General features: G+C 68.0%; 17 protein-coding genes. 2 read left to right on the top strand and 15 right to left on the bottom strand.

From position 1 onward, the window contains the following. Nucleotides 1-175 precede the first annotated feature (175 nt). The 14 genes from G8O29_RS13610 to G8O29_RS13675 all read right to left on the bottom strand — a co-directional run bounded on the left by G8O29_RS13610 (nucleotide 176) and on the right by G8O29_RS13675 (nucleotide 17242). Nucleotides 176-1258 (bottom strand): hypothetical protein, encoded by a 1083-nt coding sequence (locus G8O29_RS13610; protein WP_166403779.1) that lies wholly within the window; start codon nucleotides 1256-1258, stop codon nucleotides 176-178. A gap of 68 nt (nucleotides 1259-1326) precedes the next feature. Further along, nucleotides 1327-1737, bottom strand: coding sequence for a Cu(I)-responsive transcriptional regulator (gene cueR, locus G8O29_RS13615; RefSeq protein ID WP_166403847.1), 411 nt, complete (start codon nucleotides 1735-1737; stop codon nucleotides 1327-1329). Next, nucleotides 1737-4187 (bottom strand): heavy metal translocating P-type ATPase, encoded by a 2451-nt coding sequence (locus tag G8O29_RS13620; protein ID WP_166403780.1) that lies wholly within the window; start codon nucleotides 4185-4187, stop codon nucleotides 1737-1739. Before G8O29_RS13620 ends, cueR begins: the two co-directional genes overlap by 1 nt. Before the next feature lie 85 nt (nucleotides 4188-4272). Continuing rightward, nucleotides 4273-5514: an NAD(P)/FAD-dependent oxidoreductase gene (locus G8O29_RS13625; protein ID WP_166403781.1), complete on the bottom strand. Its 1242-nt coding sequence runs from the start codon at nucleotides 5512-5514 to the stop codon at nucleotides 4273-4275. Between the two features lie 59 nt (nucleotides 5515-5573). Continuing rightward, entirely contained in the window at nucleotides 5574-6734 is a 1161-nt protein-coding gene (locus tag G8O29_RS13630) for an iron-containing alcohol dehydrogenase (RefSeq protein WP_166403782.1), read from the bottom strand. A gap of 4 nt (nucleotides 6735-6738) precedes the next feature. Further along, complete coding sequence (locus G8O29_RS13635) at nucleotides 6739-8115, bottom strand: aldehyde dehydrogenase family protein (protein ID WP_166403783.1); 1377 nt, start codon at nucleotides 8113-8115, stop codon at nucleotides 6739-6741. Nucleotides 8116-8190: 75 nt separating this feature from the next. Continuing rightward, nucleotides 8191-9558 carry a glutamine synthetase family protein gene (locus G8O29_RS13640; RefSeq protein ID WP_166403784.1) on the bottom strand — a complete coding sequence of 456 codons (1368 nt, stop codon included), beginning with the start codon at nucleotides 9556-9558 and terminating at the stop codon, nucleotides 8191-8193. Nucleotides 9559-9813: 255 nt separating this feature from the next. Then, nucleotides 9814-10728 (bottom strand): 2-hydroxyacid dehydrogenase, encoded by a 915-nt coding sequence (locus tag G8O29_RS13645; protein WP_166403785.1) that lies wholly within the window; start codon nucleotides 10726-10728, stop codon nucleotides 9814-9816. Between the two features lie 191 nt (nucleotides 10729-10919). Next, complete coding sequence (locus G8O29_RS13650) at nucleotides 10920-11546, bottom strand: DUF1345 domain-containing protein (RefSeq protein WP_166403786.1); 627 nt, start codon at nucleotides 11544-11546, stop codon at nucleotides 10920-10922. Next, nucleotides 11547-12686, bottom strand: coding sequence for a rod shape-determining protein RodA (gene rodA / locus G8O29_RS13655; protein WP_166403787.1), 1140 nt, complete (start codon nucleotides 12684-12686; stop codon nucleotides 11547-11549). Between the two features lie 7 nt (nucleotides 12687-12693). Next, a complete protein-coding gene (gene mrdA, locus G8O29_RS13660; RefSeq protein ID WP_166403788.1) occupies nucleotides 12694-14640 on the bottom strand; it encodes a penicillin-binding protein 2 in 1947 nt (648 codons plus the stop codon). Next, nucleotides 14637-15176: a rod shape-determining protein MreD gene (locus G8O29_RS13665; protein WP_166403789.1), complete on the bottom strand. Its 540-nt coding sequence runs from the start codon at nucleotides 15174-15176 to the stop codon at nucleotides 14637-14639. Before G8O29_RS13665 ends, mrdA begins: the two co-directional genes overlap by 4 nt. Beyond that, a complete protein-coding gene (gene mreC, locus G8O29_RS13670; protein WP_166403790.1) occupies nucleotides 15169-16170 on the bottom strand; it encodes a rod shape-determining protein MreC in 1002 nt (333 codons plus the stop codon). The genes G8O29_RS13665 and mreC overlap by 8 nt, the downstream gene beginning before the upstream one ends. A 34-nt stretch (nucleotides 16171-16204) precedes the next feature. After that, nucleotides 16205-17242 (bottom strand): rod shape-determining protein, encoded by a 1038-nt coding sequence (locus G8O29_RS13675; protein WP_128515005.1) that lies wholly within the window; start codon nucleotides 17240-17242, stop codon nucleotides 16205-16207. Between the two features lie 243 nt (nucleotides 17243-17485). On the opposite strand from G8O29_RS13675, the gene G8O29_RS13680 reads away from it, so the two are divergent. Further along, nucleotides 17486-18241 carry an SDR family NAD(P)-dependent oxidoreductase gene (locus G8O29_RS13680; protein WP_166403791.1) on the top strand — a complete coding sequence of 252 codons (756 nt, stop codon included), beginning with the start codon at nucleotides 17486-17488 and terminating at the stop codon, nucleotides 18239-18241. Beyond that, nucleotides 18238-18987, top strand: a complete 750-nt coding sequence (locus G8O29_RS13685; protein ID WP_166403792.1) for a PGN_0703 family putative restriction endonuclease — start codon at nucleotides 18238-18240, stop codon at nucleotides 18985-18987. Before G8O29_RS13680 ends, G8O29_RS13685 begins: the two co-directional genes overlap by 4 nt. A 103-nt stretch (nucleotides 18988-19090) precedes the next feature. Here G8O29_RS13685 and G8O29_RS13690 read toward each other — a convergent pair whose 3' ends face one another. After that, entirely contained in the window at nucleotides 19091-20653 is a 1563-nt protein-coding gene (locus tag G8O29_RS13690; RefSeq protein ID WP_166403793.1) for a 2-isopropylmalate synthase, read from the bottom strand. Nucleotides 20654-21029: the final 376 nt, after the last annotated feature.

A 21029-nucleotide genomic window follows, 5' to 3' on the forward strand; every position in this document is an offset into this window, starting at 1 on the left:
ACGCTTCGGATGGGCCGGTGGCGACGCCGAGAACCTCGCGCTTGCCGTTCGGCATGGTCCTCGAACCGGTGGCGGACAATGGCTCATTCTCCGTTTCAGGTTCAAGGTCTCGCAACCCAAACCTTCTCCGAAGATCGGCGATGACCGCCAGCGTCACCCCCGGCCGCGCGCTGCGCTACGCCGAAGGCTCCGCGCGCGGCCTCCTACACCACGTCGTGGGACACTGCCGCGGCACCTTCCGTTCCGCCCCCCAGTCGCCGGTGATCGTCAACTGATCGCCCTCCAGCATCACGCCCGCGATCGACTGCCCTTCCGGCCAGGCGATGCAGCCGATGATGTGGCGGACCTCGACAGTGCCCAGCGGGTCCAGCCGCAGCAGCGGCGGCTGCCCGGCGGCGGACAGGGGATCGGGCGTCTCTCGCGAGGACAGTCCCAGCATCGGCAGGGCCGCGCCTTCCTCGACCCCCAGACAGCCCCGGTGGCGGCCATTCCAGGGCGCATGGTCGCGCCCGCCGTTCGAATGCCACAGCATGGTCATCGGCAGCTGCGCCGGGTTGCGCAGCGACAGGAACAGATCGCCCTCCTTTGGCAGCACGACGGCGGTCCAGCCCAGGCGCGAGGCCGGGTCCTCCACCCCCGCAACGAAATCCTCGTGGCTATCGCCCCAGGGATAGCGGTGCAGGTTCACCGTCCCGCCATCCGCCCCCGGAAACTCGGCCGCATCCTCGGCCCGGCGCGGATAGGCCAGGGCCGAGCGGCCCCGCACCGTCTCCAGCGGTTCGGCCAGCGTCTCCCACCAGCGCTTGCGCGAGAACGAGAGCCTGGCGCCGTTCGGCACCGAGACCATGGCATGGTTCGCCACCGGCAGCGCGCCCGAGCCGCCGATGAACAGGTGACGCTGATAGACGAAGGGATGGCCGTCGCTGACCGTCAGTTCCTTGACCACCGTCGCCCCCTGCACCGCGCCGCCGAGCACCGCGCGCAGGCAGCCCTCGGGCGATGGCAGCACCTGCCAGTCGCCATTCGCGCTCAGCCCGTGCAACCCCTGCTCCGAGGCGCCCATCGGCGCGGCCAGGAAATCGCCCCGAAGCCAGGCCTGATGCGGCGGGGCCTCGGCGGGAACCTCGGCCTCGGTCCAGGGCGCGCGGTGCAAGGGCGCGATGTCGCGTCCCTGATCCCGGACGGACAGCCCGTCCAGCACGCCCCCGCGCGGGAGGAAGTCGAAACGGATGCCCTCGGCGGCGATGCGATGCGTCATGCGGTGCGGTCCTGTCCTGCCGGGCCAGCTTGGCCGCTTGCGCGCTGCGGTGCAAGTCGGGGCCGGGCTCAGCCCCCGGCGCTGCGGCAGGGGCTGCCGCCCAGCTCGTCCAGGATGGGACAATCGGGCCGATCGTCCCCGGCGCAGGCCTGGACCAGATGGGAAAGCGTGGCCTTCATCGCCTCCATCTCGCGGATGCGGACCTCCAGCGCGGCGATCTGCGCCTCGGCCAGGCGGCGGACCTCGGCGCTGGCGCGCGTCCGGTCGCGCCACAGGGCCAGAAGGTCCGCAACCTTCTCCATCGGGAACCCGAGGTCGCGCGCCCGGCGGACAAAGCGCAGGATCTGCACCTCCTTCGGGCCATAGGTCCGGTAGCCCGAGGCCGTGCGCCCGGCGGGCGGGATCAGGCCGGTTTCCTCGTAATAGCGGATCATCTTGGCCGAGACCCCGCTGGCGGCGGCGGCTTCACCGATGATCATCATCTGCGCGCTCCATAGCGTTTCAGCCGCAGGGCATTGGTCAGGACAAAGACCGAGGACAGCGCCATCGCCCCGGCGGCCAGGACCGGGGACAACAGGATGCCGAAGGCCGGATAAAGGACCCCCGCCGCCACCGGGATCAGGGCGACGTTGTAGGCAAAGGCCCAGAACAGGTTCTGCCGGATGTTGCGCATCGTGGCGCGGGACAGGCCGATGGCATCGGCCAGCGCGGGCAGCCGGCCCGAGACCAGCACCACATCCGCCGCCTCGATGGCGATGTCTGTGCCGGTGCCCATGGCGATGCCGACATCGGCCTCGGCCAGCGCGGGGGCGTCGTTGATCCCGTCGCCCGCGAAGGCCAGCGCGCCCTCAGCCTTCAGCTTGCGGATCGCCTCCGCCTTGCCCTCCGGTGTGACCTCGGCCACCACCTCGTCGATCCCCAGATCGCGCGCGATGGCCCGCGCCGTCCGCGCGTTGTCGCCCGAGATCATCGCCAGCCTGAGGCCCATCGCCTTCAGCGCGGCGATCGCCGCCGGGGTCGTGTCCTTCACCCGGTCGGCCACCGCCAGCAGCGCCACGGCCTTTCCGTCCCGCGCGGCATAAAGCGGGGTTTCGCCCCGGTCGGCCAGCCGCTCCGCCTCGGCCGCGAAGGCCGCGATGTCCACCCCGCGCCTGTCCATCTCGCGCGCCGACCCCAGCGCGATCTCCGCCCCCCCGACCCGGGCCGAAACGCCATGCCCGGGGCTGGCGAGGAACCCCTCTGCGGGCGGCAGGGCCATCCCCTCGGCCGCCGCCACGATGGCGCGGGCGACGGGATGCTCCGACTGCGCCTCGACGGCGGCGAGCAGGGGCAAGAGCGCCTCCCGCGTCTCGCCCGGCGCGGGGTGGAAGCTGGTCAGCACCGGCCTGCCCTCGGTCAGCGTGCCGGTCTTGTCGAAGGCCACGACCTTGACGTCGTGCAGCGCCTGCAAGGCCTCGCCCTTGCGGAACAGCACCCCCAGTTCCGCCCCCCGCCCCGTGCCGACCAGAATCGACACGGGCGTTGCCAGCCCCATCGCGCAGGGGCAGGCGATGATGAGGACCGCAACCCCGTTGACCAGCGCCATCGGCAGCGCAGGCGCGGGACCGAAGGCCAGCCAGACGAGGAAGGTCAGCGCCGCCAGCGCCATCACCATCGGCACGAACCACAGCGTCACCCGGTCCACCAGCGCCTGGATCGGCAGCTTCCCACCCTGCGCCGCCTCGACCATGCGGATGATGCGCGCCAGCATCGTGTCCGCGCCCACCGCCACCGCCTCGACCACCAGCGCGCCGGTCTGGTTCACCGTGCCGCCGATGACCCGGGCACCGGTGTGCTTTTCCACCGGCAGCGGCTCGCCCGTGACCATGCTTTCGTCGATCCAGCTTGCGCCCTCGGCCACGCGGCCATCGACCGGCACCCGCTCGCCGGGCCGAAGCTCCAGCAGGTCGCCGGGCCGGAGCTCGGCCATGGGCAGATCGACGACGCGCCCCTCCCGCCGGACATGCGCCACGGCGGGTTGCAGCGCGACCAGCCGCGCGATCGCCTGCGAGGACCGGCCCTTGGCGCGCGCCTCCAGCAGACGGCCCAGCAGGATCAGCGTCACGATCATCGCCGCGGCCTCGAAATAGACCGCCACAGTGCCCGGCGGCATCAGCCCCGGCAGGAAAGTGGCCAGCGTCGAATAGCCCCAGGCCGCGCCCGACCCCACCGCCACCAGCGAGGACATGTCCGGCGCCCCCTTCAGCAGCGCCGGGATCCCGCGCGCAAAGAACCGCCGCCCGGGACCGGCCAGCACCAGCGTCGTGAGCAGGAACTGGATCAGCCAGCTTGTGCCCTGCCCGATGGTCGCCATCACCCAGTGGTGGAACGCCGGAACCATATGCCCGCCCATTTCCAGCACGAAGACCGGCAGCGTCAGCAGGGCGGCGAGGGTCAGGTCGCGGGCCAGGCCCTTCGCTTCCTGCGCCTGCCGCTGCGCCGGGGACTCGACTGTGGCCGAGGCCAGCCGCGCCGCATAGCCCGCTCCCTGCACCGCCGCGATCAGCGCCGCGCTGTCCGCCACGCCCTCGACCCGCGCGCTTTCGGTCGCCAGGTTCACCGTCGCCCCCGTCACCCCCGGCACCGCGCGCAGCGCGCGTTCCACCCGCGCGACGCAAGAGGCGCAGGTCATGCCCTCGATCGCCAGCTCCTGCGCCGGGGCGGGGACCCTGTAGCCCATCCGTTCCACCGCCCCGATCAGCGCCTCGGGCGCGGCGCTGCCCTCGACCTCGGCCCGTTCCGTCGCCAGGTTCACCCGCGCCGCCGTCACCCCCGGCACCGCCTTCAGCGCACGCTCCACCCGGCCCGCGCAGCCGGCACAGGTCATGCCCGCGATGGGCAGGTCGACCGTCAAGGTCTTGGGGGTCAGGTCTTTCGGATGCGCCGTCATTGTCCGCCTCCTGTCGGTCAGGGACGTAAGGGCATATGGGGCTTCCCATGATGGGAAGGTCAAGGGGGCGCGTGGATTTTCCGGATCAGAACCGCGTCGGCAGGAAGGGGGCGGGGTCCGGCCCTGCCGCATGGCCGTCGATCCACCCCGCCACCATCCGCGCGGTGATCGGTGCCAGCGTCACCCCCAGATGCCCGTGCCCGAAGGCCAGGATCACCTCGGCCCCGCTGCGCGACGGGCCGATGACCGGCAGGCTGTCGGGGATCGAGGGGCGAAAGCCCATCCATTCCCGGTCCGGGGCGGGCAGGTCCGGGAAGAAGGCCCGCGCGCCTTCGACCAGTTTCGCTATCCGATGCGGCGACGGCGGCAGCGTCAGCCCGCCAAGCTCCACCGTCCCCGCCACCCGCAGCCGCCCGGCCATCGGGCAGAAGTAGAACCCCCGCGCCACGGGGCAGGCGGGGCGGTTCAGCAGCGGCTCGGCCATGTCCCATTCGACGTGATAGCCGCGTTCGGTGTCCAGGGGGATACGGTCGCCCGCCTGTGCGGCCAGGGCCCGGGAATGGGCACCCGCCGCGATGACCACCCGGCGAGCGTGCAGGTGAAGGCCCGCCCCCTCGATCACCACGCCATCGGGGCGCCGCTCCAGCCGCTCGGCGCGCGCGGGGATCAGCCGCGCCTTCTCCAGCACGGCCGCCGCGATCAGGCGCATCATCCGGCCGGGATCGTCCAGAAAGGTCGCCCCGGTGAAATGCGCCGCCCCGCCAAGGCCCGGGGGCAGGTTCGGCTCCAGCGCGGCCAGCCGGTCGGGGCCGACCAGATCGACCTCGACGCCAAGCCTGCGGCGCCGGTCAAGTTCGGCCCAGGCCTGGGTGAAGGCCTGCGGCGTTTCGTAAAGATAGAGGCAGCCCCGCCGTTGCAGGATGCCCGCGCCCTGCACCCGCAGCGCGAGGTCATCCCACAGGTCCGCCGCCCCGGCCAGCAGCGCGGCAAGACTGCGGGCGTTCCGCTTTGCCTGGGCGGGCAGCGACTGCCAGAGAAAGCGGAGGAGCCAGGGCGCCAGCGAGGGCAGCGCGCGGTGGCGGATCGCCAGCGGAGAGGTCCGGGAGAACAGGAGCGAGGGCAGCGACCGCAGCACGGCGGGGGTGCCCACGGGGCTGGTCGCGTATCCGGCGATGGTGCCCGCATTGCCGTAGCTTGCGCCCATGCCGGGTTCACCGGGATCGACCAGCACCACCTCGTGGCCCTGGTCGATCAGCTCCAGCGCGATGGTCAGGCCGATGACCCCTGCCCCGATCACGGCAATATCGGTTGTCTCACGGGTCAACATGGCAAGCCGTTCGCAGGGTGCGCCAAGGCGCACCGGCGGATGGTGCGCTGTAGCCCACCCTACAGGCAGGCCTCGAACAGCGCGCGGGTGTTCTTCTTGGTCATCTTGACCGGGTTGCCGCCGCAGGACGGATCCTCCAGCGCCATCTTCGTCAGCATGTCCAGATCGGGGTCCTTGACCCCCAGCTTCGTCAGGTTCTTCGGGATATCCAGCGTCTCGCGCAGGTCGAGGATGCGCTGGTAAAAGCCCTTGTAGCCGCCCTTGATCCCGCAATAGGCCGCCGCCGAGGCCAGCTTGTCCTTCACCGCCTTGCGGTTGAAGTCCAGCACCATCGGCATCACCACGGCGTTCGTGGTGCCGTGGTGGGTGTTGTAGACCGCCCCGATCGGGTGGGACAGAGCATGGATCGCCCCCAGCCCCTTCTGGAACGCCACCGCCCCCATGGCCGCCGCGCTCATCATATGCGCCCGGGCGTCAAGATCATTGGGGTCGGCATAGACCTTCGGCAGGTTCTCGAACACCAGCCGCATCCCTTCCAGCGCGATGCCCTGGCTCATCGGGTGGTAGAAGGGGCTGCAATAGGCCTCCAGGCAATGCGCCAGCGCGTCCATGCCGGTGCCGGCGGTGATGAACTTCGGCATCCCCACGGTCAGCGCCGGATCGCAGATCGTGATCGCGGGCATCAGCTTCGGATGGAAGATGATCTTCTTCTTGTGGGTTTCCGAGTTGGTCAGCACCCCCGCCCGGCCGACCTCGGACCCGGTTCCGGCCGTCGTCGGCACCGCGATGATCGGCGCGATCTTCGACGCATCGGCGCGCGTCCACCAGTCGTCGATGTCCTCCAGCTGCCAGACCTTCAGCTTCTTCGGCTGATGCGCCATCAGCGCGATCATCTTGCCCAGGTCCAAGGCCGAGCCGCCGCCGAAGCAGATCACCCCGTCATGGCCGCCCGCCAGATAGACGGCGATCCCGGCCTCCATGTTCTTCTCGGTCGGGTTCGGGTCCACCTCCGAAAACAGCGCGCGGCCCAGCCCCCCGGCCTCCAGCACGTCCAGCGCCTGAGTGGTGATCGGCAGGCTTGCCAGGGCCTTGTCGGTGACGAACAGCGGCTTTTGCAGGCCGATGGATTTGGCGTGGTCGGCCAGCTCTGAAATCCGGCCGACGCCGAACTTGATCGCGGTGGGATAGGACCAGTTCCGGTTGGGAACGTTGTGGCTCATGGCGTCAGACTTTCTTCAGATGATAGGATTTCGGCCGGGTCACGGAATGGAACCCGAGATAGCTCAGAGAGGTGCCGCGCCCGGTGTCCTTGACCCCGGTCCAGGTCAGCGCCGGGTCCAGGTAATCGGCCCGGTTCATGAACACCGTCCCGGTCTCGATCTGCGCGCCGATCCGTTCGGCGGTCTCGTAGTCCTGGGTCCAGATGCTGGCGGTCAGGCCATAGGGGCTGTCGTTCATCAGCCGGATCGCTTCCTCGTCGGTCTTCACCGGCATGATGCCGACCACGGGGCCGAAGGATTCCTCGCGCATCACGCGCATCGAATGATCGACGTTGACCAGGATCTGCGGCGCCAGATAGGCCCCGCCGTCATCGGCGAAAGTCTTCGGGTCCAGAAGCGGCTTCGCCCCCTTCGCAATGGCCTCGGCGGTCTGGTCGCGGACGGTCTGGGCGAACCGCTTGTGCGCCATGGGCCCAAGCGTGGTGGAGGCGTCGAAGGGATTGCCCAGCTTCAGCTGGCCGACCCAGGCCACCGACTTTTCCACGAAGCTGTCGAACAGCTTCTCATGCACATAAATCCGCTCGATCCCGCAGCAGCATTGGCCGGCATTGTACATCGCGCCATCCATCAGCACGTCCACCGCCACGTCGAGGTTCGCATCCTCGCGCACATAGCCGGGGTCCTTGCCGCCAAGCTCCAGCCCCAGCGGCGTGAAGGTCCCCGCAGCGGCACGTTCGATGGCCGCGCCACCCGCGACCGAGCCGGTGAAGTTGACAAAGCCGAACGACCGCTTGGCGATCAGGGCCTCGGTGGTGGCGTGGTCGAGGACGACGTTCTGGAACACGTCCTCCGGCACACCCGCGGCATGGAAGGCCTCGGCCAGCCGCTCGCCCACCAGCAGTGTCTGGCTCGCGTGCTTCAGCACCACCGTGTTCCCGGCGATCAGCGCGGGGACCAGCGTGTTGATCGTGGTCAGGTAAGGGTAGTTCCAGGGCGCGATGATGAAGACCACGCCCACGGGCTCGCGGGCGAGGAAACGGCGGAACTGGGCGCTGTCCTCCACCATCTCGGGCGCCAGCGTCTTTGCCGCGATGGACGCCATGTAGTCGGTCCGCGCGTTTACGCCGCCGAACTCGCCGCCGTAACGGGTGGGGCGGCCCATCTGCCAGGCCAGCTCCTCGACCACGACCTCGGACATGGCGTTCAGCTTGGCGACCCCGGCCTTGACCAGCGCGATACGGTCTTCCAGGGGCCGCGCGGCCCAGGGCTTCTGCGCGGCCTTCGCGCGGGCGACGACGGTTTCGGCGGCCTCGGGCGAAAGCGGCATCCGTTCGGCATAGACCCGGCCGTCAACGGGGGAAATCAGTTGAATGGGTTTCATGTCAGTCCTCGTAGGGTGCGCATTCATGGCGCACCGTTCGGTGTGGAAGGTGCGCCATGAATGCGCACCCTACGGTCATGCGCGTTCCAGCAGCCGCTCGCGTTCGAAATCCGTGACCACGCGGTCGGTCTCGGAAATCTCCCACTGGGCGGCGTGGTGGTAGTGGTCGATCACGTCATCCCCGAAGGCCTCACGCAGCATCGTGGACTTGTGCATCAACTCTGCCGCTTCGCGCAGGTTGTGCGGGATCTCGCGGATGCCCTTGGCCGAATACATGTCGCCGCGCATCTCCGGCTCCAGCGCCATCTTCTTCTCGATCCCGTCCAGCCCCGCCGCCAGCAGCGCGGCACAGGCCAGATAGGGGTTCACGTCCGACCCCGGAATCCGGCATTCCACCCGGACGGCCTTGGTATGCACCCCGCAGACGCGGAAGCCCGCAGTGCGGTTGTCGGCACTCCAGACTGCCTTGGTGGGGGCGAACATCCCCACGGTGAACCGCTTGTAGCTGTTCACATAGGGCGCCAGAAACGCCGTGATGTCGCGGGCATGGTGCAGTTGTCCGGCAAGGTAATGCTTCATCAGCTTCGACATGCCGTGGCTGTCGGCCTTGTCGGCAAAGGCCGGCTTGCCGTCCCTCGTCCAGAGGCTCTGGTGGATATGACTGGACGACCCCGCGCGGCGGTGGTCGTATTTCGCCATGAAGGTCACCGACTTGCCCTTGGTCCAGGCGATTTCCTTGATGCCGTTCTTCACGATCACATGGTTGTCGGCCGCGTCCAGCGCGTCGGAGTAGCGGTAGTTCACCTCCTCCTGCCCGGCCTCGGCCTCGCCCTTAGAGTTCTCGACCGGGATCCCCGCGCCATAAAGCCCGTTGCGGATCGCCCGCATCACATCCTCTTCCTTGGTGGTCTGGAAGATGTGGTAATCCTCGTTGTAGCCGCTGATCGGACGCAGGGCCGACAGCCCCCCGTCGCGCAGGTTCTCGTAGCTGTTCTCGAACAGATAGAACTCCAGCTCCGTCGCCATCATCGGCTCGAAGCCCATCGCGCGGGCGCGTTCCACCTGCCGCTTCAGGATCGAGCGCGGCGCGTGGGGGACGTCGGCATGCGTCGCATGGTCCTGCGTGTCGCCCAGCACCAGCGCCGTGCCCGGCAGCCAGGGGATGCGGCGCAGCGTGCGCAGGTCGGGCTTCAGCACATAGTCGCCATAACCGGTTTCCCAGCTGGAGGACTTGTAGCCCTGCACCGTGGTCATCTCCATGTCCACGGTCAGCAGGTAGTTGCAGCAATGGGTCTCCTCCCAGCCGCCGTCCACGAAGAACTGCGCGTGAAAGCGCTTGCCCATCAGGCGGCCCTGCATGTCGATGCCGGCCGCGATCACGGTGTCGATCTCTCCGGCCTTCACGGCCTTTCTCAATTCGTCAAGGGTCAGATTACCGGGCATGTCGTGGCTCTTTCCTGAGTTTGTCGGTCGGGGATCGGGGCCTTGCCCCGGCGTCGAAGGCGAGAGACCGCCGACGCTCCGCCGAACTCGGGCTTGCGCGGCCAGCAGGGGCCGCCTTCCGTATCCTGCGGCTCTGACCGCATGCGATGATCTCCCCGTCACGGGAATTGCCGCCCGTGAATTTGATCAATCATTCACAGGTCACGGCATTTCCGCAACCCCTTCCTGCCGGTTGGCGGCAAGCGATAAGCGGGATCAGTAGCCGCGCGCGCGGTCCACCAGATGCAGGAAGGGCTCGCCCGCCTCGCCCCGCTGGATGTTCTCGGCGATCACGCGGGACGAGGTGACGGCCCGCGTATCGGCGGCGATGTGAGGGGTGACGGTGACCTTCGGGTGTGACCAGAAGGGGTGGTCCTGCGGCAGGGGCTCGACGCGGAACACGTCCAGCGTGGCATGGCCGATCTGGCCTGCGTCAAGCGCCGCCAGCAGGGCCTGATCGTCAATCAGGGCTCCCCGGCCGGGGTTCAGGATCACCGCGCCGCGCGGCAGCAGCGCAAGGCGGTCGGCGTCAAGCAGGTTCTCGGTCTCGGGCGTCTTCGGCAGAAGCGTGACGAGGATCTGCGCGGTGGACAGCGCCTGGCGCAGCCCCTGCGCGCCGTGCAGCTGGCCGGGCTTTTCGGTGCGGCTCCAGCCTGTGACCGGAAAGTTGAGCGCCCGCAGCGCCTCGGCGCAGGCCGATCCCAGCGCGCCCATGCCAAGGATCGTCACGGGACGTTCGCGGGCCAGCGGCGGGCAGGTCGGGTCCCAGACGCGGGCAGGGTTCACGATGTGGCGGTCCATGCCGAGGTGGTGGCGCAGGGTGTGACCGACCACCCACTCCACCATCCCCTCGGTCAGGCCGGGGTCGACCATCCGGCACAGGGGCTGGGTCAGGGTCGGATTGCCCACGATCTTCTCGACCCCGGCCCAGAGGTTCAGGACGGCCTTCGTGCGGGTGTAGGGGGTGAAGTCCTGCAAGGGCGAGGCGGGGGCATAGACGATGTAGTCGACCTCGGCCGGGGCGGCCTCGGTGACGATCCGGGCGGTGAGACCGGCCTCGGCCAGGGCGGCGGGCAGGTGGGGTTCGTATTCGGGCCAGAGCGCGGGGGCGGCGAAAAGGACGGTCAGCATGGGTGAGGCTTTCGGAATGCCCACGCGTGGGCAGGATTTCGGGTCAAGGATTTTCAACAGGTTGGCCGTGGACGTTTCCCGGTTGTCAACCCTCTTCCGTGGCGCCCTTTCCGGGCGCGCGCCGGAATTTTGCAAAATTCCGGTTCGGAGCCTTCAAAGGCTCCGGTCCGATTTCTGCGAAGAAATCGGCGCTACGGACCGGCCGTTACGGCGGCGTTCACCGCGAGCGCAAGGATACCGGTGTTGTAGAAGAAACCGGCCACGCCATGCACCAGAACCGCCCGGCGCAGGGGGCGGGTGGTGACCTCGACATCCGAAACCTGGGCGGTCATGCCGATGGTGAAGCTGGCATACAGGAAATCCCATGCGTCGGGATCGCCCTTGCCCGCAAAGGCGAAGCCCTCCCCCCGGGCCGCAGCGCGGTAATGCAAGTTGGCATAGTGGAACGCCATCAGCGTGTGGACGGTGGCCCAGCCAAGCGGCAGGCTGACCACAGCGGCCAGTCGTGCGCCCAGGCTGCTTTCGTCGGCGTTCAGCACGGTGATGATCGCTGCCACGCTGGCCAGCACCGCAAACCCCGCCAGAAACTGGATCAGGGCCACGCCCTCGTCGTCCTCATCGGCATGGCGGCGCAGGTCGTCCGGGCGGATCTGACCGGCGATCCGGGCGGTGAGGAGGAGGTAGGTCAGGAACAGGACATCGGCCCCCGCAAGCAGGGCAAGGACAGGGCCGAAGGACAGGGCCCAGCCGCCCAGTCCGGCGCCGAGCCCAAGGCAGAAGGACAGCAGAAAGCGTCCGTGGCGGCGGAGAAGCTTCACTTAGCGCGGCCGGTGGACATGGGCGCTCTGCACCAGGCCGAAGCCGACCAGCAGCACCATCATCGCCGACCCGCCATAGCTCAGCAGCGGCAGCGGCACCCCCACCACCGGGGCCATGCCCATCACCATCGACAGGTTCACCGCGATGTAGAAGAAGAAGTTCGCCGCCACCCCGATGATCAGAAGCGAGGAGAACCGGTCGCGGTTCTGCCAGGCCGCCACCAGGCAGAAGCCCAGGATCAGCGCGTAAAGCCCCAGAAGCGAAAAGGCACCGACAAAGCCGAATTCCTCGGCCAGGGTGGTGAAGATGAAGTCGGTGTGCTTTTCCGGCAGGAAGTTCAGCCGCGACTGGGTGCCCTGCATGAAGCCCTTGCCCGACCAGCCGCCCGAGCCCAGCGCGATCTTGGCCTGGATGATGTTGTAACCCGCCCCAAGGGGATCGGCCGAGGGGTCGAGGAACGTGTCGATCCGGCGATACTGGTAGTCGTGCAGGAACTGCCATTCCGTGCCGCGCAGGGTGAAGACCCCGATCACGGCGCTGACCCCCAGCGCAAGAACCGCGCCGAAATACCACAATGAGACCCCGGCGACGAACATCACCGTCGCCCCGGCCAGGATCAGCATCAGCGAGGTGCCGAGGTTCGGCTGCATCAGCACCAGCACCGTAGGCACCACGATCAAGAGAACCGGGATCAGCACATACAGCGGCCGCGACACCCGTTTCGGGTCCAGCCAGTCGTAATAGGCGGCCAGCACCATCACCAGGGTGAACTTCATCATCTCCGACGGCTGCAACCGGATGAAGCCCAGGTCGATCCAGCGCTGCGCGCCCATGCCCACGGTGCCGAAGAACTCCACCACCAAGAGAAGCACGAAGGCCACCAGATAGGCCACCCCCGCCATCGACCGCCAGAACCAGATCGGGACCATCGCCACGATGAACATCAGCACCATCCCGACCGCGAAGCGTTCCATCTGCGGGCGCGCCCAGGTGTCCAGATTTCCGCCCGCGATGGAATAGAGCATCAGGAACCCGACCGAGGCGACGGCCGTCACCAGAACCACCAGCGGCCAGTTCATGTACAGGATCTTGCGGATCCCCGTCGGTGCCTGCTTGACGCGATATTCCAGGAAACTCATCGTCGCCTCAGGTCGCGCTGCGGGCCGGCGGCCTGCCGGTCACCGGATCGCGCAGGGGCAGTTCCCGCAGCATGGTCTCGATCCGGGCGCGCTGGCTGGCAGGATAGGCATTCAGCGGCGGCAGGCCGTCCGACAGGGCGCGCAGGATCACGTCACGGGCAATCGGCGCGGCCGCGGTCGAACCGCCGCCGCCGTGTTCCACCACCACCGACACCGCATAGCGCGGATTGTCATAGGGCGCATAGCCCACGAACAGCGCATGGTCGCGCCGGTGCCAGGGCAGCTGGTCGTTCGAGATCACGCCGGCCTCGCGTTCGGCCTTCGAGATGTTGCGCACCTGGCTGGTGCCGGTCTTGCCGGCCATCGCCAGCGTCGGCTCGACGATGCGGCTGGATTTCGCCGTGCCATTGTCACCGTTCACCACCTCGTGCATGCCCTTGCGCACCGCCGCCAGATGTTCGGGCGCGATGTCCAGCGCCGGGGCCTCGGGCACCGGCAGTTCGCGGCCCTGAACCATCCGCACCAGCCGGGGCAGGACCTGCCGCCCGCTGGCGATCCGCGCCGTCATCACCGCCAGTTGCAGGGGCGAGGCCAGCACATAGCCCTGCCCGATCGAGGCGTTGATCGTGTCGCCGATCCGCCATTCCTGCTTGTGCCGCGCCATCTTCCATGCCTTGTCGGGCATGTTGCCTTCGGTGATCGCCGACATCGGAATGTCGAACTTCCGGCCCAGGCCCAGCTTGCGGCCCATCTCGGCGATCTTGTCGATGCCGACCTTCTGCGCGATTTCGTAGTAATACACGTCGCAGCTTTCCGACAGGCTGCGCGACAGGCGCACCGTGCCGTGGCCGGACCGTTTCCAGCAGTGAAAGCGGCGGCCGCCGAACTCGATGTAACCCGGGCAGCTGACCCGGGTGTCCGGCGTCGCCACTCCGGCCTCCAGCGCGGCAAGCGCGGTGACCATCTTGAAGGTCGATCCGGGCGGATAGGCGCCCGAGACCGTCTTGTTGGCCAGCGGGCGGTGGTCGTTCTCCATCAGGGCGTTGTATTCGGCATGGCTGATGCCGCGCACGAAGAGATTGGGATCGAACGAGGGCGAGGAGGCGCAGCAGATGATGTCGCCGTTGGTCACGTCCATGACCACCACGGCGGCGCTTTCCTCGCCCAGCCGGGCCTGGGCGAAGTTCTGCACCTCGGCGTCGATGGTCAGCCGGATGTCCTTCCCCGGCGTGCCCTCGCGCCGCTCCAGCTCGCGCATGACGCGGCCGGCCGAGTTGACCTCGATCCGCTTGGTCCCGGCCTCGCCGCGCAGGGTCTCTTCCATCCACTTCTCGACGCCGATCTTGCCGATCTGGAACTTCGGAATGCGCAGCAGGGGATCCGGGGATTCCAGGTCGGCAAGGTCCTTCTCGCTGACCGGGCCGACATAGCCCACGACATGGGCGAAGTCGGTGTCCAGCGGATAGCGGCGGGACTGGCCGACCTCGGGCACGACGCCGGGCAGGGCGGGGGCGTTGACCGCGACCCTGGAAAAGTCGTCCCAGCTCAGCCGCTCGGCCACAGTCACCGGCACGAAGGCGCGCAGGGATTTCACCTGGTCGATGCTGGCCTGCAACTCCTCGGCGGTCATCGGGATGATGGCGGCCAGACGGCGCATGACCAGATCGACATCGCCCGCCGCCTCGCGGGTGATGACCACGCGGTAGTTCTGTTCGTTGCCGGCGATGACCTTGCCGTTGCGGTCCATGATGATGCCGCGTTCGGGCGGGATCAGGCGGATGTTGATCCGGTTCTCCTCGGCCAGAAGCTTGAACTGGTCGGCCTGATCGACCTGAAGATACCGCATCCGCGCGCCAAGCACGGCGACCATCGCGCCCATCGCCCCGCCCAGCATCAGGGTGCGCCTGTTCAGGGTGCGGTTGCTTTCCTCGGCCTCGCGGGCGGTCCGTTTCACAGCCGTCTCCCGAAATCATCCACTTCGCCGGTCGCGGGCTTGCGCAGGTCCAGCGTCAGGCGCGACAGGGCCACCACCACCGGATAGACCGCAACGGACCACAGGACCTGGACCACGGCAAAGCCGAAGGGGGCCTGCGGAACGAAGGCCAGTCCCAGCGTCAGCCGGTAGATCAGCATCATGCCCAGCATCACGCCCGAGACCAAGAGCCATTCGACCGGAAAACTCAGCTCGCGGGTCAGCGCAAAGCGGCTGCGCAGGAATTCGGTCGCCAGGATCACGATCGCGGCCCAGAGGCCGGGCGGGCGGAACAGGATCAGGTCCTCGACCAGAAAGACGAGCAGGATCAGCGGCATCGGCAGGAAATCGGGCCGCCGCACGATCCAGGCCAGGGTCACGCACAGCAGCAGGTCCGGCCCCGGCAGGGCGCCGGGCGCGCTGCCCAGAGGCAGAAGGCGCAGGAACAGAAGCCCCAGCGCGATGGCCAGGAACAGGCCCCGGAAGATCCACTGCTCCTGCCGCCAGAATTCAGCCATCGCCGGCCTCCGGTGCCGGACCCTCGGCCGCACCCGAGCCGGTCTCCTCGACATTGCCGCCCTCGGTGCGGGCCGGCGGCGCCGAGGCCGCCCGTTCGGCCGCCCCGGCCGAGGTGTCGGGCATCGGCGCGCCCAGAGGCGGGGCGACCAGGTTGCCGGGATCGGTGATCGGCTGCAATTCGTGGCTGCGCAGCACGCGCAGGAACTCCAGCCGCTGGTAATCCGCCGCCAGCACCACGCGCAGCCGCTTGTCCGTCCCCAGCGCGACCTGTCCGACCAGCAGCCCCGCCGGAAACACCTCGCCGTCGCCCGAGGTCACCACCCGGTCGCCGGGGCGGACCTGATCGCTGTCCTCGATGAACTCCAGCGGTGGCAGCGGCGAGTTGTCGCCCGACAGCAGCGCCTTCTGCCCCGAGGGCTGGATCGTGACCGGGATCCGGCTGTTCGAATCCGTCACCAGGATCACGCGGCTGGTGCGTTCGCCCACGCCCGAGATGCGGCCCACCAGCCCGATCCCGTCCATCGTCGCCCAGCCGTCGCGGATCCCGTCCCGCGCGCCCACGTTCAACAGCACCGACTGCCGGAACGGACTGCCGCTGTCGGCCATCACAACGCCGGTCACATGCGTGAGCTTCGGGTCGAGCCGCACCTTGTTCAGGTCCAGCAGCCGGGCGTTCTTCTGCTCCAGCTGCAACGCGGCCTCTTTCCAGGCCTTCATCTGCTGCAACTCGCGCTTCAACTCCTGGTTCTGTTCGTAGATGCGCGTGTAGGACTGGAAGTCGTCGATCATCCCAGCAAACGCCGTCACCGGCCGCATCGCCCAGTCGAGGTTCGGCACCACCGCGTCGATCAGCGCGGCGCGGAAGCGTTCCACCCGCGGACTGTCGATCCGCCACAGGATGAACAGCGCAACCAGCACCAGCACCGCCAGCCCGACCAGCAGCCGGCGCAGGGGGCGCGAATATTCCTCGGGTGCGGTGCGGTTCCTGGCCAAGGGTCAGCCTTCCATCGCCATCGGCCAGAGGGCCTCAGGTGTCGTAATCGATCACATGCCGAAGCTGCTTTTCGTATTCCAGTGCCTTCCCGGTGCCCAGGGCAACACAATTCAGTGACTCGTTGGCCACCGAGATCGAAAGGCCCGTCTGTTCGCGCAAGCTCAGGTCCAGCTCCCCCAGCAGCGCCCCGCCCCCCGTCAGCATCACGCCCCGGTCCACGATGTCCGCCGCAAGGTCGGGCGGCGTCGCCTCCAGCGCCTGCATCACCGCGTCGCAGATCTGCTGCACCGGTTCGGCCAAGGCCTCGGCCACCTGGGCCTGGTTGATCTCGGTCTCCTTCGGCACCCCGTTCAGCAGGTCGCGGCCCCGGATCGTCATGGAAGACCCGCGCCCGTCGTCAGGCATCCGGGCCGTGCCGATCGAGGTCTTGATCCGTTCGGCCGTCGATTCCCCGATCAGCAGGTTCTGGTGACGCCGCAGATAGCTGACGATGGCCTCGTCCATCCGGTCGCCGCCCACCCGGACGGACCGGGCATAGACGATGTCGCCCAGCGACAGGACAGCCACCTCGGTCGTTCCGCCGCCGATGTCCACCACCATGTTCCCCGTGGGTTCGGTGATCGGCATCCCCGCCCCGATGGCCGCCGCGATGGGTTCGGCGATCAGCCCGGCCCGCTTTGCGCCCGCCGAGAGGACCGACTGCCGGATGGCCCGCTTTTCCACCGGGGTCGCCCCGTGCGGCACGCAGACGATGATCTTGGGTTTGCTGATCGTGGACCGCTTGTGCACCTTGCGGATGAAGTGCTTGATCATCTCTTCCGCCGCCTCGAAATCGGCGATGACCCCGTCGCGCATCGGCCGGATCGCCTCGATGGTGCCGGGCGTCCGGCCCAGCATCAGCTTGGCATCCTCGCCCACGGCCAGAACGACCTTCTTGCCGTCCTTGTTGTGGTAGGCCACCACGGAAGGCTCGTTCAGCACGATCCCCTTGCCGCGGATATAGACCAGCGTGTTCGCGGTCCCGAGGTCGATGGCCATGTCAGACGAGAACAGGCTTGGGAAAAGCGACATGAGCGGTCCTTTGGTGGTCCTGGGGCAAGCAACGGTTTCGGCCCCGACTCGGGGTTCCCGACGGGGCTGCTTCTTATAGAGGCAGCGCGCAGGGAAGCGAAAGCCCCGCCGGCTGCAATCCGCACACTTCCGCGTGCTTGCAGAAAACCGATCTTTCCCGCGGGGAAATGGCTATGATGGCCGGAAGCTCTTTCATTTTTCCGATATGGTGGCAGGGATCGACCGCAAACACGGGGGGCAGCGATGACAGGGGTGGCAGGGCGCGTGGCGCTGGTGACGGGGGCCGGGGCGCCGGGGGGAATCGGTTTCGCCATCGCCCGGGCGCTGGCGGCCGGGGGTGCCAGGCTCTGCGTCACGGCGACGACCGGCCGCATCCACGCCCGCGGGGAAGAACTTGGTGCGATGTCGCACATCGCCGACCTGACCGACCCGGCGCAGGTCGCGGGCCTGTTCGCGGCGGTCGAGGCGCAGCTGGGCCCGGTCGAGATCCTGGTGAACAACGCGGGCATGGTGCAGACCGGCCTCGACGTGCCGCGCGGGCATCTGGCCGACTGGACCGACGAGGTCTGGGCGCATCACATGGCGCTGAACATCAACACCACCTTCCACTGCTGCCGCGCCGCGCTGCCCGGCATGGCCGCGCGACGGTTCGGCCGGATCGTCAACATCTCCTCCGTCACCGGGCCGGTGGTGACCATCGACGGCTCATCCGCCTATGCCACCGCCAAGGCCGCGATCACCGGCATGACGCGGTCGATCGCGCTGGAATACGGGCCGCGCGGGGTGACCTGCAACGCGGTCCTGCCGGGCTGGATCGCCACCGAAAGCTCCAGCCCCGAAGAGATCGCCGCCGGAACCCGCACCCCGGTCGGCCGCCCCGGCCGGCCCGAGGAAGTCGCCGCCTGCGCGCTGTTCCTCGCCTTGGACGAAGCCTCCTATGTCACCGGGGCGATGCTGGTTGTGGACGGCGGGAATACGGTGCAAGAGATGAAGGGATGACGGACGCCGCCTTCCTGCCCGGCGTTCCGGCCGAGGCCGTTCTGGCCGCCCTGAAGCGATCCCCCGGCAGCGAACTGGCCTCGGGCAAGTTCGACAGCCCGGAGTCCTCGGCAGCCCTCGTTGCCAACGCCTTCGGCTGGTTCCTGAACCGCCCGCAGGCCCTGCCGCCACTGCCCGGCGTGCCGATGGGCCAGCCGGAAGCGGTGGAGATCGAGGCAGAGATGCGCTTTCCCTGGACCGGGGGCCGCCACCCCTGGCTCGATGCCGTGATCACCACGCCGACGACCCTCGTGGGGGTGGAATCGAAGCGGTACGAACCCTTCCGCCCCGGCAAGGCCGTGGGCTTCTCCGAGGCCTGTGACAGCCGCGACTGGGGCAATGGCATGGCCCGGTTCACCGCGATGCGCCGGGCCTTGGCAGATGGCAAGCAGACCTACCGGCATCTCGATGCGGTGCAACTGGTGAAACACGCCTACGGTCTGCGGACGCAAAGCGTCAAACGGGCGCGGGGGGCGGTGCTGGTCTACCTCCATGCCGAGCCTGCCCAGTGGGCCAGCGGCAAGCCGGTCTCGCCGGACGCCATCATCCGCCACCGGGCCGAGGTCGCCGACTTCGCCCGCGCGGTGAAGGGCGACGACGTGACCTTCGTGGCGCTGCGCTGGTCGGACCTGCTTGACCATTGGTCGAAAGACCCGGCGCTCTTCGCCCATGCCAACGCACTGAGGGGTTGGTCCGGTTCGCTTTAGCTTGCGGGCATCATGGCTAACGATCCCTGAACGCCCGCAGCCAAGTTGTTGATTTTATTAAGATTGCCCCAGCCGCCGCGCGCGGCGCGCCGGGGCCGATCGCTTACTCGCCGTGGTAAGAGACGGTCTTCACATCCTCGCCCGGCGCCGTCTTCTGCCGCCGGATGATGAGCCGGTTCAGCGCGTTGATATAGGCCCGGGTCGAGGCGACGATGGTGTCGGTATCGGCGGCCGAGCCGGTGACGATCCGCCCCTCCTCCTCCAGCCGGACGCTGACGGTGGCCTGCGCGTCCGTCCCCTCGGTCACGGCATGGACCTGATAGACCTGAAGGCGGGCCTTGTGCGGGAAGAGCATCTTCACGCAGTTGAACGCCGCATCCACCGGCCCGTCGCCGGTCGCGTCGATGTGGTGGTCCTTGCCGTCGATCAACAGGATCATATCCGCCTCCTGCGGCCCCTCGGTCCCGCAGACGACCCGCAGCTTCTTCAGCTGGAGGTATTCATAGGCGTCGTTGGTCTGCTCATCCGAGACCAGCGCGATGAGGTCGTCGTCATAGACCTCCTTCTTGCGGTCGGCCAGCGCCTTGAAGCGGACGAAGACGTCGTTCAGCTGGTTGTCGGCCAGATCGAAGCCCAGTTCCTTGAGCTTCGCCCGCAGCGCCGCGCGACCGGAATGCTTGCCCATCGCGATGTTCTTCTGGGTCAGCCCGATATCCTCGGGCCGCATGATCTCGAAGGTTTGGACGTTCTTGAGGACCCCATCCTGATGGATGCCGCTTTCGTGCAGGAAGGCGTTCTTGCCGACGATGGCCTTGTTGAACTGGACCGGGAAGCCGGACACCTGGCTGACCCGGCGCGACAGGTTCATGATCTTCGTGGTGTCGATGCCGGTGCGGAACGGAAGGATGTCGTTCCTGACCCGCATCGCCATCACCACCTCTTCCAGCGCCGTGTTCCCGGCCCGCTCACCCAGACCGTTGATCGTGCATTCGATCTGCCGAGCGCCGGCCTCGACGGCCGCGAGGGCGTTGGCGGTCGCCATGCCGAGGTCGTTGTGGCAGTGGGTGGCGAAGATGATCTCGTCCGCGCCGGGCACCCGCTCCAGCAGCATCCTGATGATCCTGGCGGACTCCATCGGATAGGTGTAGCCGACCGTGTCGGGGATGTTGATCGTCGTGGCGCCGGCCTTGATCGCGATTTCCACCACGCGGCAGAGATAGTCGGGTTCCGTCCGTGTCGCGTCCATCGGCGACCACTGGACGTTGTCGCAGAGGTTGCGGGCATGGGTGACCGTCTCGTGGATGCGGTCGGCCATCTGGTCCATGTCGAGGTTCGGGATGGCGCGGTGCAGCGGCGAGGTGCCGATGAAGGTGTGGATACGGGGGGACTTCGCGTGGCGCACCGCCTCCCAGCAGCGGTCGATGTCCTTGAAGTTCGCCCGGGCGAGGCCGCAGATGGTGGCGTTCTTCGCCCGCTTGGCGATTTCCGTCACGGCGGCGAAGTCGCCTTCGGAGGCGATGGGGAAGCCGGCCTCGATGATGTCCACCCCCATCTCGTCGAGGAGGGAGGCGATCTCCAGCTTTTCCTCGTGGGTCATGGTCGCGCCGGGGCTTTGTTCGCCGTCGCGGAGCGTGGTGTCGAAGATGACGACTTTATCCTGGGTCATGTCGCGGTCCTTTTCTTAGCTGAGCCTGGCGGGCGCTGGTCACCTCTGAGCGGTCGCGCCCGGGGGCACGCTCAGAGGCGGCTAAGAAGGAGAAGGCCACGGGGCAGCGCAGGGCATGCGGCCCTGTCGATGGCAAGCATATGAGGTCCCGTGATCATGGGGCGCGACTATACGGGGGAAATCGGGGAAGGGAAGGGGATTTTTCGGTGGGCGGTGGGGGCCGCAAGGGAGCTCTGCCGCGGTGCGCCGCGCGCGGTCGGAATCCCAGTGCTTTGATTTGTATGCGGAAAATCTGCGAGCGTTAAGGATCTGGCAAGCTTTGGAGTCCTTGATCTGCAAAGCCCGCGCAAGGGGCTCGTCGTCTCCTCCGTTGTTC

This window comes from Rhodobacter calidifons, assembly GCF_011174775.1.
Taxonomy (GTDB): Bacteria; Pseudomonadota; Alphaproteobacteria; order Rhodobacterales; family Rhodobacteraceae; genus Tabrizicola; species Tabrizicola calidifons.